Origin of the sequence: Herbaspirillum sp. WKF16, assembly GCF_028993615.1 — a bacterium.
Classification (GTDB): domain Bacteria; phylum Pseudomonadota; class Gammaproteobacteria; order Burkholderiales; family Burkholderiaceae_D; genus Herbaspirillum.
Map to the genome: position 1 here is coordinate 2,976,805 of NZ_CP118632.1, position 14,731 is coordinate 2,991,535.

The 14,731-nt window shown below is 65.6% G+C and carries 12 protein-coding genes; 5 read left to right on the forward strand and 7 right to left on the reverse strand.

Features of this window, described 5'->3' with window-relative positions; all coding sequences use genetic code 11:
- Positions 1 to 460: 460 nt before the first annotated feature.
- From Herbaro_RS13540 to Herbaro_RS13570, 7 genes are all read right to left on the reverse strand, one after another.
- The gene (locus tag Herbaro_RS13540; protein ID WP_275010154.1) at positions 461 to 1,999 is read right to left on the reverse strand and encodes an ATP-binding response regulator; all 1,539 of its coding nucleotides are present in this window, start codon (positions 1,997 to 1,999) and stop codon (positions 461 to 463) included.
- On the reverse strand, positions 1,996 to 3,486 hold the full coding sequence (locus Herbaro_RS13545) for an ATPase domain-containing protein (protein ID WP_275010155.1): 1,491 nt from the start codon (positions 3,484 to 3,486) through the stop codon (positions 1,996 to 1,998). Before Herbaro_RS13545 ends, Herbaro_RS13540 begins: the two co-directional genes overlap by 4 nt.
- A gap of 215 nt (positions 3,487 to 3,701) precedes the next feature.
- Positions 3,702 to 4,367, reverse strand: coding sequence for a GntR family transcriptional regulator (locus Herbaro_RS13550; protein WP_275010156.1), 666 nt, complete (start codon positions 4,365 to 4,367; stop codon positions 3,702 to 3,704).
- A gap of 157 nt (positions 4,368 to 4,524) precedes the next feature.
- The gene (locus tag Herbaro_RS13555; protein ID WP_275010157.1) at positions 4,525 to 5,790 is read right to left on the reverse strand and encodes an amidase; all 1,266 of its coding nucleotides are present in this window, start codon (positions 5,788 to 5,790) and stop codon (positions 4,525 to 4,527) included.
- Between the two features lie 66 nt (positions 5,791 to 5,856).
- A complete protein-coding gene (locus Herbaro_RS13560) occupies positions 5,857 to 6,828 on the reverse strand; it encodes an ABC transporter substrate-binding protein (protein ID WP_275010158.1) in 972 nt (323 codons plus the stop codon).
- The gene (locus Herbaro_RS13565) at positions 6,825 to 7,589 is read right to left on the reverse strand and encodes an ABC transporter permease (RefSeq protein WP_275010159.1); all 765 of its coding nucleotides are present in this window, start codon (positions 7,587 to 7,589) and stop codon (positions 6,825 to 6,827) included. The genes Herbaro_RS13560 and Herbaro_RS13565 overlap by 4 nt, the downstream gene beginning before the upstream one ends.
- Positions 7,590 to 7,603: 14 nt before the next feature.
- Entirely contained in the window at positions 7,604 to 8,410 is an 807-nt protein-coding gene (locus Herbaro_RS13570; RefSeq protein ID WP_275010160.1) for an ABC transporter ATP-binding protein, read from the reverse strand.
- Positions 8,411 to 8,852: 442 nt separating this feature from the next.
- Between Herbaro_RS13570 and Herbaro_RS13575 the strand changes: the two genes are divergently transcribed.
- From Herbaro_RS13575 to nirD, 5 genes are all read left to right on the forward strand, one after another.
- Positions 8,853 to 9,218, forward strand: a complete 366-nt coding sequence (locus Herbaro_RS13575; protein WP_275010161.1) for a hypothetical protein — start codon at positions 8,853 to 8,855, stop codon at positions 9,216 to 9,218.
- Between the two features lie 168 nt (positions 9,219 to 9,386).
- A complete protein-coding gene (locus tag Herbaro_RS13580) occupies positions 9,387 to 9,878 on the forward strand; it encodes an MgtC/SapB family protein (RefSeq protein ID WP_275010162.1) in 492 nt (163 codons plus the stop codon).
- 371 nt (positions 9,879 to 10,249) lie between these two features.
- Positions 10,250 to 11,557 (forward strand): MFS transporter, encoded by a 1,308-nt coding sequence (locus Herbaro_RS13585; protein ID WP_275010163.1) that lies wholly within the window; start codon positions 10,250 to 10,252, stop codon positions 11,555 to 11,557.
- A gap of 11 nt (positions 11,558 to 11,568) precedes the next feature.
- Positions 11,569 to 14,142, forward strand: coding sequence for a nitrite reductase large subunit NirB (gene nirB, locus Herbaro_RS13590; protein WP_275010164.1), 2,574 nt, complete (start codon positions 11,569 to 11,571; stop codon positions 14,140 to 14,142).
- A gap of 226 nt (positions 14,143 to 14,368) precedes the next feature.
- A complete protein-coding gene (nirD, locus tag Herbaro_RS13595; RefSeq protein ID WP_275010165.1) occupies positions 14,369 to 14,731 on the forward strand; it encodes a nitrite reductase small subunit NirD in 363 nt (120 codons plus the stop codon).

The window sequence follows — 14,731 nt, forward strand, 5'->3', positions numbered from 1 at the left end:
TCAAAAATTATATTAATCAATTTTCCTGACGGCATTATTGAAGCGGATGACACCCCCACTTTCTTCGCATCATCCGCAAGAACCGCTCACCCCCTGTCAACATGCGGCGGTTCCTCTTCCGGCAAATGTCTCACACCTGTCCGCTCGCAACAAGACGAGCAAGACCTGTTACCAGAAAAATAAGAGAAAATGCCGTTGAGCGTCAGCATTGCGTCAGCAATTTGTCAGTATCCGTGCAAGCCGGAGCCCCACTTCGGATGCGACACGAGATGGAAGAAACGCCCACCGCCGCACAAGAATCTTCAATCGCGAGTTCTTCTCGCCACCCATGGTGCGAGCCACGTGAGACTGCGCGCATGCAATGGAGAAAGCCCTCGGAAGCGCCCCGCAAGAGATCAAAAAAAGGGCCTCATCTGCGAGGCCCTTTTCATCTCCACTACGGTGGCGAGCGCCACAGCTTTCACGCCGGGGCAATCTGCACCCGCGACAGCATCCTCATCAACTGATCCACATCGACCGGCTTGACCAGGTGATGGTCGAAACCGGCCGCGCGGCTGTTGTCCCTATCCTCTTGCTGCCCGTAGCCGGTCACTGCGATGAGGACCGCCGACGCCGTTTCAGGCAGCTGGCGCAACTCCCTTGCCAGCTCGTTGCCGTTCATGTCGGGCAGGCCGATGTCGAGCAGGCAGATGTGCGGACGGCTCGCGCCGACTGCGGCGAGCGCTTCGCGCGCGGTGTAGTGGACGCCGACCTGGTAACCGCCGGCTTCCAGCAGCATGGCCAGGGTGTCGGCCGCGTCCTGGTTGTCGTCGACCACCATGGCGCGTAACGACACTGCGGCATCGGCCGCGCCGGCCTCGCCGTCGCTCGCCCGGGCAGCCAGGCTCTCGCCGGCATGCACCGGCAGCCTGATAGTGAACGTGCTGCCCTTACCCAGCCCATCGCTGTGCGCCTCGACGCCGCCGCCGTGCGACCTGACCAGGCTCTCGACGATCGACAGGCCCAGCCCGAGGCCGCCCTGGGAGCGGTCGGCGGAACGCTCGGCCTGGGCGAACAGGTCGAACACGTGATCCACCATCTCTGGCGCCATGCCGATGCCGTTGTCGGTGATCCGGACGCATCCCTCGTTCGCGTCGGCCTGCGCCGAGACGTCGATCCGGCCGCCATTGGGCGTGTACTTCACGGCGTTCTGCAGCACATTGGCGAATACCTGGACCAGGCGCTTGCGGTCGCCTTCGACATTGAACCTCTCGGCCGGCGGGTTGAGCGTCAGCTCCTGCCCCTTGGCGCGCAGCATCGGCTCGACCTGCTCGGCCGCCTCGGTCAGGATCTGCCCGATCCCGACCACCTCGCGGTCCAACGTGATCAGGCCGCGCGTGACCCGCGCCACATCCAGCAGGTCGTCGATCAGGCTGGTCATGTGCTTGACCTGGCGCGCGATGATCTGGCTGGTGCTGCGCACCTTGCCGGCGTTGTCGGCGGTCAGCCCGAGCAGTTGCGCCGCCGCGCCGATCGGCGCCAGCGGATTGCGCAGCTCGTGGCCCAGCATGGCGAGGAATTCGTCCTTGCGGCGATCGGCCTCGAACACCTCGTATTGCCGCTCGCGCGCGCGCATTGCGGCGCGCACCGCGCTGACCAGGGTGAAGGGACGAATCGGGCTTTCCAGCAGGGTGAGATTGCGCAGGCGCCGGTAGGCGTCATTGTTCCAGTGGCCGTCATTGGCCACCCGCGTCAGCACCAACACCGGCAAATCGGACCAGGTCGGTTGCCTGGCGATGAAATCCTCCAGCGCGGCGGCGCGCCCCGGCGCCACGACATCTTCCATCGTCAGCAGCATGCCGGCGCCGGCGGCCAGCTCCCTCACCACCTCGGCGATGTTCTTGCAGATGCAGCATTCCAGGCCAGCCTTTTTCAACACCGAGGCGGAAAGCTCGGCATCGCGTCCGAAGGGTGCGCAGATCAATACGCGTTGCGCCTGCGCGCCGATGCGCGCCCTCACTGGGAGCCTGTGCCGATGGGCGCGGTAAGCTTGGGAACACCGGTCAGGATGCCGTGGAACTGCTTGAGCACGGGGCCGATATGCACGCCCTGAGACGAGATGGTCATGCGACGGATGGTGCGCTCATGCGCGCTGCCCCGTTTCTTGAATACCGACAGCGCCTGCTGCACTTCGCCCTGCGATTCGAAGTAGCGCAGCAGCAGCACGTTATCGGACAGGTAGGTGGCGTCCATCGAGGTCGACATGTTGCTGCCCAGCATGCCCTGCTGCACGCCGATGAGGATGGTCACCACGCCGCGCTGGCCCAGGTAGGTGAGCAACTCATGCATGTGGATGGCCAGCAGCTTTTCATTGGGCATCGACTGCATGAAGCCGTTCAGGCTGTCGATCACCACGACCTTGGCGCCGGCGTCGGCGGCGCGGCACACGAGGTGGACGAACTCGCCCGGCGTCAGTTGGGCCGGGTCGATCTGGTGCACGTTCATTCTTCCATCCTGGACGCCGGCGCGCAGCGAGAAGCCGAGGCTGTCGGCGCGATTGAGCAGGTTGGAGGTCGACTCTTCGAACAGGAACAACGAGGATTGCAAGCCCCGCTTCAGGCAGGAGTCGATGAACTGCGCCGCCAGCGTGGATTTGCCCACGCCCGGCGGCCCTGCGATCAAGGTGCTGCTGCCCTCCTCGATGCCGCCGCCCAGCATCTGGTCCAGCTCTGCAATGCCGCTGGAGAACTGCACCGGCACCAGGCTCTCGCGCGTCTCGGCCGCAATCAGCCGCGGGAACACCAGCAGGCCGCCATACTGGATCTTGTAGTCGTGCAGGCCTTCGCGGAAGGCGATGCCGCGGTACTTGATGATCTCCAGGCGGCGGCGCGTGCCGCCGTAGTCGGTCGCCATGCGCTCCAGCGAAATGACGCCGTGGGCGATGCTGCGCACCTGCAGGTCGCCGTCGCTGGCGGTGCGGTCGTCCAGGAACAGCGTGGTGCAGGCGCGGCTGGCGAAGAACTGCTTGAAAGCCAGCACCTGCCGGCGATACACCAGCGGGTTGGAGGCCAGCAGTTGCAGCTCGGACAGCGAATCGAGCACCACCCGCGTCGGCTTGAGGCGCTCCACCACCGACAGGATCTCCTTGGTGGTGGTGCCCATTTCAACGTCGCTGGGCGCGAAGATGCTGTATTGCTCGTCCGGATTGAGGATGCTTTCGGAGGGCAGCACCTCGTGGATGCTGATCCCTTCCAGCGACCAGCCGTGCGCCTGCGCCACCGCCTGCAGCTCCACCGAGGTTTCGGACAAGGTGATGTAGAGGACCGGCTCGCCCTGCCGCGCGCCCTCCATGAGGAACTGCAATGCGAGGGTGGTCTTGCCGGCGCCCGGCGAGCCTTCGATCAGGAACAAGCGATCGCGGGTCAGGCCGCCGCGCAGGACGTCGTCGAGCCCGGCCACGCCGGTCGAGAGAAAGGAATTGCTGTTTGCGTTCTGGGGAAGGATCATGGGCAGTCTCCGCTGATTGGTGCGGCGCAAAAAGATGTCTTTGCGCCATCGTTGCTGATGAGACAGGGGTTTCCGGAAAAAGATCGCCAGGTTCCTGTTTTTAGCTGAACAGGCAGGATTTTTATGACAAAAAGGAAACATGTCGCCCCCCCGTCCTGAGCGATCGGGACGCAAGGAACGGCCTCGCCCGAGGCCTGTTGCTGATCAGCTTGCCATCATGAAAATGCCTGGCCCAGGGTCTGCTCGCTGACCGAATCCTCGATGGTCTCCAGCGTCTGCTGCAGGTGCTGGCGCACGATCTTCTCCACCAGCCGGCCGTTCTTCTTGCGGTAGCCATCGAGGATCATGGCGTGCTCCTCGTTGTCGGTCTGCTGGATCTGCGGGTGCATGTAGATCGACAGCGAGACATAGGGCGCCGCCACCACCAGCAGGGTCTTGACCATCTCGTAGAGCCGCGAATGCTCTTCGCTCTTCATCAGCTTGATATGGAAATCGCAGTTCAGCGCCGCCCATTCGTGCGGGTCGCTGGCAGCGCACATGCGCTCGTGGATGTCGGCGGCCGCCTGGAAGGATTGCTCGCTGATGGTGGCCACCGACTTCCTGGCCAGCAGCGGCTCGAGCACGATGCGCAGCTCGTAGATCTCGGCCACGTCCTGCACCGACAGGCCCTTGACCACCACGCCTTTGTTGGCGTCGATGGTGACCAGGCCCTCGGAGCGCAAGCCGCGGAAGGCCTCGCGCACCGGCGTGGTGCTGACCTCGAAGCGGCGCGCGACCTCGTCTTGCCGCAGCTTGTCGCCGGGGCGGTACTTGCCGGAGAGGATGTCGTTGCGCAGCAGGCTCAGGACCTGCTGCTCGATGGTTTTGAAGGCTTTTGGCATGCGCGGCTACCGGGAGTTGTCTCTGGCGGCGGACTGGGGCGCCGGCCGATGCCGGCCGCCCCGTCCGCTCTGGTCTGGTGGCCCGGGCGACCGGGCCTGCGCCGACATTGTGGCTTGCATGGGATTGCCGCGCAAGCCTGCTGCCGGATTGTGCCGCCTATGCCAGCGCCGCGGGACGCGAGGCCGGCAGGATGGTGCTGACCCACTGCGCGGTGTCGAGCAAGGCCTGGTCCTGGTCGCCGCGGCCGATCAGCTGCAGGCCGAACGGCAGGAAGTCGTCCGAGAAACCCGACGGCACCGTCACCGCCGGCAAGCCGAGCAAGGTCGCCGGCGTGCAGAAGATGGCGTCGCCGGTCTTCTCAAGACCGGGCAAGGCGGTGGTCGGCGAGGTGATCGTGACGATGGCGTCGAGATCGCCGAAGGCCTGGTCGCGCGCACCGCGCAGGGCCGCCAGCCGGGCCAGCATCTCCAGGTGCTGCGCCTGGCTGATGCCGGCGCCGATGGCGATCAGCTCGCGGATGTTCTGCCCCGCCAGCGACTCCCGGCCGGCAATCTCGCCGGCGATGGCGGCGCGCGCCTCGTAGGCCAGGATGCCGTTGATCAGGGTGTGCAATTCAGCGATGTCGGCGCCCAGCTCCACCGGCACGCACTGCACGCCATGGGCTTCCAGGCGGCGCACCGCACCGTCGAAGTTGCGCTGCACTTCGGCCTGCACGCCGGGCCATTTCGACGAGCGGTACACGCCCAGCTTGCGCGGCTTGACGCCGGCGGCAAAGGCATTGGGCGAGGCCGGCGGCGCCACCTTGCCGTCGCGCGCGATGACGGCGTGGGCCACTGCGGCCCAGTAAACGCTGGAGGTGATGAAGCCGAGGTGGTCGAGCGAGCCTGCCAACTCGTGCGTGCCCTCGGTGGGAATCAGGCCATAGGTGGGCTTGTAGCCGCAGGCGCCGCAGTATGCGGCCGGGCGGATGATGGAGCCGACCGTCTGCGTGCCCAGCGCGATGTCGACGATGCCGGCGCCGACCGCCGCAGCCGAGCCGCTGGAGGAGCCGCCCGGCGTATGCGCCGTATTCCACGGGTTGACGGTGGCGCCGGGGTCGCGCCAGGCGAATTCGGTGGTGACGGTCTTGCCGAAGATGACGGCGCCGGCGGCGCGCAATTTGGCGACGATCCACGCGTCCTTGCCCGGCTGGCGTCCCTCGAACACCTTGGAGCCGTAGGCGGTGGGCATGTCGGCGGTGTCGATCAGGTCCTTGACCGCGACCGGGATGCCGGCCAGCGGCCCGGTGGCGTCGACCGGCGCCGCGTAGGCCGCGGGCCTGAAGACGAAGGACTTGAGGAGGCCGTCGATCCGCTCGGCGGCGGCGATGGCGGCGGCCAGCGGTGAAGCTTGCGCGCCGTGGTCTTGCTGGGATGTGCTCATGCTGTTTCCTGTTCGCTCATGGGGCGCAGCGACCGTCGCGGCCGCCGCGCCGTGGATACTGCACGCTTACTTGCCGGCCTTCTCGGCGAAGCTGTTGTCGACCGCGCTGTCGTAGCTTACCTGTCCGGCCTTGATGTTGCCGATCGAGATCTGCAGGTCGAGGCCGGCCTGGAAGGCTTCCTTCGAGATCGACGGCGTGGCCGGATAGATCTTCTGGTCCAGCATGCGCTTGACCGCCGCGCGCACCACGCTTTGCTCCAGCTGCGGGAACTCGGCGATGGCGACCTTGTAGGCGACCTCGGGCGAAGCCTGCATCAGCTTCTCGGCGTCGGCGATGCCGGAGACGAAGCTCTGCACCATTTGCGGCTTCTTCTCGATGGTCGACTTCAGCGTGTCGATGGTGGAGAAGGCATACACGCCGTCATACTGCTTGGCGAAGTCGTGCACGATCTTGTAGCCGTTGGCCAGGGCCTGCTCGACCTGCGGCTGGTACAGCGTGGCCGCGGCCGCGCGCCCGGCCGTGACCGGTGAGATCTCGGTGCCGATGGCGACCGTGTTGAGCTTCACCGAGGCGTCCAGCCCCTTCTGCTTGAGCAGGCTTTGCAGCAGGTAGGTGCTGGTGGTGGGCGGGATGGCGGTGGAGATGGTCTGGTCCTTCAGGTCGGTGATCGACTTTACCGGCGAATTGCCCGGCGCGACCGTCCACACCGGCACGCCGGCCACCACCATGGCGACGTTGATCAGCGAGGCGCCCTTCAGGTTGGCCAGCACCGCCGTCATCGGATCCTGCAGAGAGAAGTCGGCATGCCCGCCGATGACCGCCGCCACGCCCTGGGCGCCGCTGCCGGCGGTGACCTTCTGCACCTCCAGGCCGCGCTTGGTGAACAGGCCCTCGTTGATCGCCACGTACAGCGGCAGGTACTGGATCGATTGGAAGGCCTGGTAGATCACTGCCTTCTCGGCCGCCATCGATGGCGCCGCCGCGGCGCAGCCGATAGCCAGGAGCGCGGTGCCCAGTGTATTGCGGATGGACTTCATTGTTCGCCTTTCCATGAAATAACCCTTTCTTCTGTCAGTTGTACAACCCAGGTGAGCAAGGCCGCCATGAGCGTGAGGATGATCACCCCCAGCCAGACGGTATTGAGGTCAAACAGAGAACCGGCCACGAACACGGCGTGTCCGAGACCGTTTTCGGAGGCGATGAACTCGCCCACGACCGCGCCGATCAGCGCGAAACCGATGTTGATGCGGAAGATGGAGAAGATCCACGGCACCGAGGCCGGCAGGATCAGCTTGCTGAAGATCTTGGCGCGCTGCGCCTTGAAGGACTTGAACAGGTTCAGCAGGTCGCGGTCGACCTCCTGCGCCGCGGCGCAGGCGGAGATGATGGCCACCGCGAAGGTCGAGATGCCGGCCAGCCAGATCTTCGACACCATGCCGGAGCCGAACCAGATGATGATCAGCGGCCCCAGCGCGATCTTGGGGATGCTGTTCAACAGGATGGAGAACTGCTCGACGATGGACGAGGTGCGCGGGTAGAACCACAGCACCAGTCCCAGCGCGATGCCAAGGCCGCTGCCCACCACCAGCCCGAGCAGGGTCTCGACCAGGGTGACCCAGGTGTCGAACAGCAGCTGGCCTTGCGTGAAGCCGATCACGGCCGAGCGGTAGATGCCCAGCGGCGAGCCGAGCAGCTGGCCGTTGATCAGGTTGGCCTGCGCGGCCATCTGCCACAGCACCACGGCCACCACCAGGATAGTGGCGACGATGGCGGTGGCGCCGGTATTTTTGGTTTTCATAGGTTCTCTCCCGCTCAGGCGTTCACGGCGGCGTTGGCCACGTCGCTGGCGCGCAGCGCGTTCCAGATTTCCTTGTGGTAGCGCGGGAACTCCGGCGCGCCGCGCGCGGTGATGGCGTCGCGTTCGCCGTTGCTGCCCTCCACCGTCAGTTCGATGTGTTCCTCGCGCATGATCTTCGCCGGCCGACCGCCCAGCACCACGATGCGGTTGCTCATGGCGATGGCCTCGTCGATGTCGTGCGTCACCAGGATCACGCTGGTGCCCTCGCTGCGGGTCAGGCTGATGACGTCGTTCTCCAGCATCAGGCGGGTCTCGTAGTCGAGCGCGGAGAAGGGTTCGTCCAGCAGCACCACGGTGGGGTCGGAGAGCAGCGTGCGACACAGCGCCACGCGCTGCTTCATGCCGCCCGAGAGCGAATGGGGATAGGCGTTGGCCACCGACTCCAGGCCATAGCGCGCCAGCATGGCGCTGGCGCGGGTGCGGTCGGCCTCGGTTACCTTGCGGTGCAGTTCGATGCCCAGCACGGCGTTATCCATGATGGTGCGCCAGGGCAGCAGCAAGTCCTTCTGCAGCATGTAGGCGATGCTGCCGGGACGGCCGTCGTCGCGCACGCCCAGCGAGATCTTGCCGGCCGTCGGCTTGAGCAAGCCCGAGATCAGGTTGAACAGCGTGCTCTTGCCGGCGCCGCTGCGGCCGACGATCGCGACGATCTCGGCCTTGCCGACGCTGAAATTGAGATGCTGGAAGATGCGGATCTCTTCATCGTTGGACTTGATGAAGGAATGACTGAGGTTGCTGACTTCAAGACGGTTCTCCAACATGCGCTCCTGGAAGGGCCCGGTCCGGCCTGGCGGCGGGATGAGGCAATTGCTTGATCAGATTATGCATAATGCATAATGCATCGATTAAGCATGACTCGTGCCAAGCCCTCCCGACCCCATGCCGGGCTAAGCCAGTAGTGCCAACAGGCGCTCCCCGTGCGGGTTTCAGGCCCACTCCCGCACGCGGGCCGGGGGCGATGCCGGATCCGGCCGCGCCCGGATTGCGGGCGCCGGGATTCAAAATGGCGCCCCGCGCGGCCGGAATGCACCGGCTTGCGACCGCCGCCTGCCCGCGAGCTCAGCGGCAAGCACCGTCATCCGGGTACGAAAGCGCCGACATGCGTTTCGAACTGCGTCCGACTGCGGGCAGCGGCCGCAAGGCCTAGCATGGTCTCAACGATCCGCACAACGCGGGACGCCAGCAACCAACAAGGAGACCGGCATGACATTGCAACCGAACCTGAAATTCCTGGCCGCCGCCATCGTGGCGGCGGCCTTCAGCACCGGCGCCCTGGCGCAGGCCACAGCGACGCCGGGCGCGCCGCCCGACAGCGCGCCGCCGACTTCGGGCGGCATGTCCAACAACAAGGACGGCGCCAAGTCTTCCCACAAGACCCCGAAGAAGAGCAAGGCCGAAAAGGACCGCAGCACACAGTCCAATCCCAACGCCCGCGACATGAAGGATGGGCCGATGGGCACCTCGCCTGGCGGCAATAGCGGAGGCAATAGCGGCGGCGCCTCAGGCGGCGCGTCGGGTGGCGCCGCAGGCGGCGCTGGAGCCGGCGGCTCCGGCACGGGCGGCCGCTAAACGGCCGGACATGATGAACGATTGATTGAGCGAGGCATGGCGCAGCCTCCAATACTCCCGCCATGCCTGATTGCCCCGTCCTGAAGCGACGGGGCTTTTTTGTGCCCGCCGCGGCGGAGGTTACAATCTGGCCCACACGGCGCGCGCGCCGGCAACCTCCCCTGGGCCATGACCGATCTCCTGGAAATCTTTTACCGCCTCCTCATCGCCATGCTGATCGGCTGCGCCATCGGCATCGACCGCAACCTGCGCGGCAAGCCCACCGGCATGAAGACGCTGGGACTGGTGGCGCTGGGCTCGGCCCTGGCCACCATGGCCAGCATGAACTTCGCGCTCGACGCCAACGGCTACAGCCATGACGCGGTGAGCCGCGCCATCCAGGGCGTGATCACCGGCATCGGCTTCCTCGGCGCCGGCGTCATCATCCACGAGCAGGCCACCGAAAAAGTGCGCGGCCTGACCACCGCGGCGTCGATCTGGGTCACGGCCGCGGTCGGCATCGTGTGCGGCGTGGGCTGGTGGCCGGTGGCGCTGATGGCGACCGCCCTGATCCTCATCTTGTTTACCGTGGGCCGCAAGATCGAGAACTCCCTGCACCGCCAGTGGATGCGCAAGAGCGACCACGAACGCGCCGACATCAGCTCCCGCGAAGAAGACTAACATCCGGCGGCAGGCTTGCCTTGCCGGCAAGAAACCGCCGCGCCCGCACTGGTGCAATGCACTGCACCATCTGCGCGCAGCATGCACTTCAATACATCATGCGGTGATATATATCCGGGCACAGCCCGTGAGCCCCGCTGCCGCACCGCCCCATCCCTTTTAGCCAAAATCCGCTGCCGGCAAGGCTTTGCGGCTTGCAAGCATTGCTGGCACGGGCTTTGCTCATATCGCATCAGGATCAAAGGCGATCCAACCAATTCTGATGCCGATCTAACGATGGATCTGCAACGCACAAGGACAATGGCGTCCGCTTGACCCGGGGTAATGCCCGGAATCGAGCGGGCGCCTTTTTGCTTTTTAGGAAACGGGACATGAGCAAAGCAAACCGTATCGCGTTGTTTTCGCTGCGCACGCCGCAGATGCGCGCCTTCCATCTGACCTGGATGGCTTTCTTCGTCTGCTTCTTCGCCTGGTTCGCCTGCGCGCCCCTGATGCCGGTGATCAAGGGCGAGTTCAACCTGACGGCCGGGCAGATCGCCAACATCAATATCGCCGCGGTGGCCGTGACCATCCTGGTGCGCCTGGTCATCGGTCCCATGTGCGACCGCTTCGGCCCGCGCAAGACCTACACCGGCCTGCTGCTGGCCGGCGCCGTGCCGGTGATCGGCGTGGCCTTCGCCCAGAGCTATGAGAGCTTCCTGTTCTTCCGCCTGCTGATCGGCGCGGTCGGCGCCAGCTTCGTGATCACCCAGTACCACACCTCCGTGATGTTCGCGCCCAATGTGGTGGGCACCGCCAATGCGGCTACCGCCGGTTGGGGCAATGCCGGCGGCGGCGTGGCGCAGGGCCTGATGCCGCTGCTGATGGCGGCGCTGGTCATGCTCGGCGTGTCGCACGGCTGGGGCTGGCGCGCGGCGCTGCTGGTGCCGGGCGTACTGATGATCGTCATGGCCGCAGTGTACTGGCGCTTTACCCAGGACTGCCCGGAAGGCAATTTCGACGAACTGCGCGCCTCCGGCGTGACCATCGAGAGCGGCAAGAAAGGCGGCTGGGGCAGCTTCAAGGCAGCCGCCGCCAACTACCGCGTATGGATGCTGTTCGTGACCTACGGCGCCTGCTTCGGCGTGGAGATCTTCATCCACAACATCGCCGCCATCTATTACGTTGACCACTTCGGGCTGTCGCTGGAATCGGCCGGCATCGCCGCTGCCAGCTTCGGCTTGCTGGCGCTCTTCGCCCGCGCCCTGGGCGGCTTCATCTCCGACAAGGTGGCCGCGGCCGGCGGCCTGAACCGCCGCGCCACCCTGCTGTTCGTGCTGATGCTGGGCGAAGGCCTGGGCCTGCTGTGGTTCGCCCATGCCGGCAGCGTCGCCGGCGCGGTGGTCGCCATGCTGTGCTTCGGCCTGTTCACCCACATGGCCTGCGGCGCCACCTATGCGCTGGTGCCCTTCATCGACCGCCGCGCGCTGGGCGGCGTGGCCGGCATCATCGGCGCCGGCGGCAACGTGGGCGCGGTGCTGGCGGGCTTCCTGATGAAGGGCCTGGGCGATACCCAGCAGACCCTGTCGGCGCTGGGCGTGCTGGTGACCGTCTCGGCGCTGTGCGCGGCGGCGGTGCGTTTCACCACGACGGACAAGAACGACGAGCCGGTGCTCGTGGACAACAAAGTAGCGGCCTGAGGAGATTACCCATGAACATCATCGTCATCGGCCACGGCATGGTCGGCCACAAATTCCTGGAATGCCTGGCCGAGAGCGGCGCGGCCAAGCTCAAGGTCACCATCCTGTGCGAAGAGCCGCGCCCGGCCTACGACCGCGTGCACCTCTCCGAATTCTTCTCGGGCAAGAGCGCGGACGACCTGTCGTTGGTGGCGCCCGGTTTCTTCGAGGCGGGCAAGAGCCCGGTCGAGTTCGATCTCAAGTTGAACGCCAAGGCCCAGCACATCGACTGCGTGAACAAGAGCGTGCTGGTGAATGTGGACGGCGTGGCGCAGACGCTGGCCTACGACAAGCTGATCCTGGCCACCGGCTCCTACCCTTTTGTGCCGACGGTGGCGGGCAACCAGCGTCGTGATTGCTTCGTCTACCGCACCATCGAAGACCTGGAAGCGATGCTGGAATGCGGCCGGCGCTCCAAGAGCGGCGTGGTGATCGGCGGCGGCCTGCTGGGGCTGGAGTGCGCCAAGGCCCTGCGCGACATGCAGCTGGACACCCACGTGGTGGAGTTCGCGCCGCGCCTGATGGCGGTGCAGATCGACGAGAGCGGCGGCCGCATCCTGAGCCGGAAGATGGAAGAGCTGGGCGTAACCGCGCACACGCAGAAGAACACCGTGGAAATCGTCGACGGCAAGGCCCACACGCACCGCATGAACTTCGAAGACGGCTCGCACCTGGAGACCGACATGATCGTGTTCTCCGCCGGCATCCGTCCGCGCGACGAGCTGGCGCGCGAGGCCGGACTGAAGGTGGGCGACCGCGGCGGCATCGTGATCGACAACAGCTGCCTGACCTCGGATCCCAGCATCTACGCCGTGGGCGAGTGCGCGCTGTGGAACGGCAAGATCTTCGGCCTGGTGGCGCCCGGCTACGACATGGCGCGCACCGCCGCGCGCCACCTGCTGTCGCACATGGATGAGGCGGCCGAGCTGCCGCAGTTCAACGGCGCCGACATGAGCACCAAGTTGAAGCTCATGGGCGTGGACGTGGCCAGCATCGGCGACGCGCATGGAAAGGAAGCCGGCAGCCGCTCCTTCCAGTTCACCGACGAGCGTCGCCAGATCTACAAGAAGATCGTGGTCTCCGAATCCGGCAAGCACCTGCTGGGCGCGGTGATGGTGGGCGATGCCGCCGAGTACGGCACGCTGCTGCAGATGATGTTGAACAAGATCGAGCTGCCGGAGTCGCCGGAGTTCCTGATCCTGCCGCAATCGGATGGCAAGTCCAAGCCCGGCCTGGGCGTGGACGCGCTGCCGGAGTCGGCGCAGATCTGCTCCTGCAACAATGTCTCCAAGGGCCAGTTGTGCGCGGCGGTGGCCGCGGGCGTGACCGGCATCGGCGAGCTCAAGGCCTGCACCAAGGCCGGCACCGCCTGCGGCGGCTGCGTGCCGCTGGTGACGCAGGTGATGAAGGCCGAGATGAAGAAGCAAGGCCTGGCCGTCAACAACCACGTCTGCGAACACTTCCCCTACTCGCGCCAGGAGATCCATCACCTGGTGCGCGTGGGCCAGATCAAGAGCTTCGATGAACTGCTGGCCAAGCACGGCAAGGGGCTGGGCTGCGACATCTGCAAGCCGCTGGCCGCCAACGTGCTGGCTTCTTTGTGGAACGACTTCGTGCTGAAGAAAGAGCACGCCAGCCTGCAGGACTCGAACGACTACTTCCTGGGCAACATCCAGAAGGACGGCACCTACTCGGTGGTGCCGCGCATGGCCGGCGGCGAAGTCACGCCCGACGGCCTGATCGCGGTGGGCCAGATCGCCAAGAAATATGGCCTCTACACCAAGATCACCGGCGGCCAGCGGGTGGACCTGTTCGGCGCGCGCGTGGACCAGCTGCCCGACATCTGGGAGGAGCTGATCGCCGCCGGCTTCGAGACCGGCCACGCCTACGGCAAGTCCTTGCGCACGGTGAAATCCTGCGTGGGCTCGACCTGGTGCCGCTACGGCGTGGGCGACAGCGTCGGCTTCGCGGTCCGCCTGGAGAACCGCTACAAGGGCCTGCGCTCGCCGCACAAGATCAAGTTCGGCGTCTCCGGCTGCACCCGCGAATGCGCCGAGGCGCAAGGCAAGGACGTCGGCATCATCGCCACCGACAAGGGCTGGAACCTGTACGTGTGCGGCAACGGCGGCATGAAGCCGCGCCACGCCGAGCTGATCGCCTCCGACCTCGATGAGGCAACGCTGACGCGCTACGTGGACCGCTTCCTGATGTTCTACGTGCGCACCGCCGACCGCCTGCAACGCACCAGCACCTGGCGCGAGAACCTGGAAGGCGGCATCGACTACCTGAAGAGCGTGGTGATCGACGACAAGCTGGGCATCGCCGCCGAACTGGAGGCCGAGATGCAGCGCGTGGTCGACACCTACGAGTGCGAATGGAAGAAGGCCGTGACCGATCCCGAGACGCGCAAGCGCTTCCGCCACTTCGTCAACAGCCGCGCGGCCGACGGCAACATCCGCTTCGTCGAAGAGCGTGGCCAGATCCGCCCGGCGACGCTGGCGGAGAAGAAGCTGCTGGAGATTGCGGTAGTGGCCGAAGCGGTTTGAGATGAGGTATCGGCGCGCCTTCGATACGCGGCTGCGCCGCTACTCAGTCCGAACGGGGTTGGATCAACCTGGATTTGAACACTCTTGATAAACAGAGTCCCATTCGGATTGGGCGAGCCAGGATCCGAACACCGTCGATGGACAGAGCCCCGTTCGGACTGAGTAGCCGCGCAAGCGGCGTATCGAAGACGCACAGTTGCAAGACGCAAGACGCCAAGGAGAAAAAATGCACAGCGACCAACAAATCAAGAACTGGATCCCCATCTGCGACCTGGATGACATCGTGCCCAACACCGGCGTCTGCGCGCTGATCGGCGGCCAGCAGGTAGCGGTGTTCCACGTCATCGACGGCGCCGACGCGGGCAAGGAAGCGCGCGTATTCGCCATCGGCAACTACGACCCCAACTCGGAAGCCTCGGTGCTCTCGCGCGGGCTGGTCGGCAGCCTGGGCGAGCGCATTGTGGTGGCCTCTCCGATCTACAAGCACCACTTCGACCTGCAGACCGGCGAGTGCCTGGAAGAGCCGGCCAACTCGGTGCATGCCTGGCCGGCGCGCATCGACGCCGGCCGCGTCTGGATCGGCGCCTGA

Excerpts from the sequence above, each read along its gene's own strand:
- nirB (WP_275010164.1), top strand. The coding sequence starts at position 11,569 with ATGAACATCATCGTCATCGGCCACGGCATGGTCGGCCACAAATTCCTG.
- Herbaro_RS13555 (WP_275010157.1), bottom strand. The coding sequence starts at position 5,790 with ATGAGCACATCCCAGCAAGACCACGGCGCGCAAGCTTCACCGCTGGCC.
- Herbaro_RS13565 (WP_275010159.1), bottom strand. The coding sequence starts at position 7,589 with ATGAAAACCAAAAATACCGGCGCCACCGCCATCGTCGCCACTATCCTG.
- Herbaro_RS13570 (WP_275010160.1), bottom strand. The coding sequence starts at position 8,410 with ATGTTGGAGAACCGTCTTGAAGTCAGCAACCTCAGTCATTCCTTCATC.
- Herbaro_RS13545 (WP_275010155.1), bottom strand. The coding sequence starts at position 3,486 with ATGATCCTTCCCCAGAACGCAAACAGCAATTCCTTTCTCTCGACCGGC.
- Herbaro_RS13580 (WP_275010162.1), top strand. The coding sequence starts at position 9,387 with ATGACCGATCTCCTGGAAATCTTTTACCGCCTCCTCATCGCCATGCTG.
- Herbaro_RS13585 (WP_275010163.1), top strand. The coding sequence starts at position 10,250 with ATGAGCAAAGCAAACCGTATCGCGTTGTTTTCGCTGCGCACGCCGCAG.
- Herbaro_RS13550 (WP_275010156.1), bottom strand. The coding sequence starts at position 4,367 with ATGCCAAAAGCCTTCAAAACCATCGAGCAGCAGGTCCTGAGCCTGCTG.
- nirD (WP_275010165.1), top strand. The coding sequence starts at position 14,369 with ATGCACAGCGACCAACAAATCAAGAACTGGATCCCCATCTGCGACCTG.
- Herbaro_RS13575 (WP_275010161.1), top strand. The coding sequence starts at position 8,853 with ATGACATTGCAACCGAACCTGAAATTCCTGGCCGCCGCCATCGTGGCG.
- Herbaro_RS13560 (WP_275010158.1), bottom strand. The coding sequence starts at position 6,828 with ATGAAGTCCATCCGCAATACACTGGGCACCGCGCTCCTGGCTATCGGC.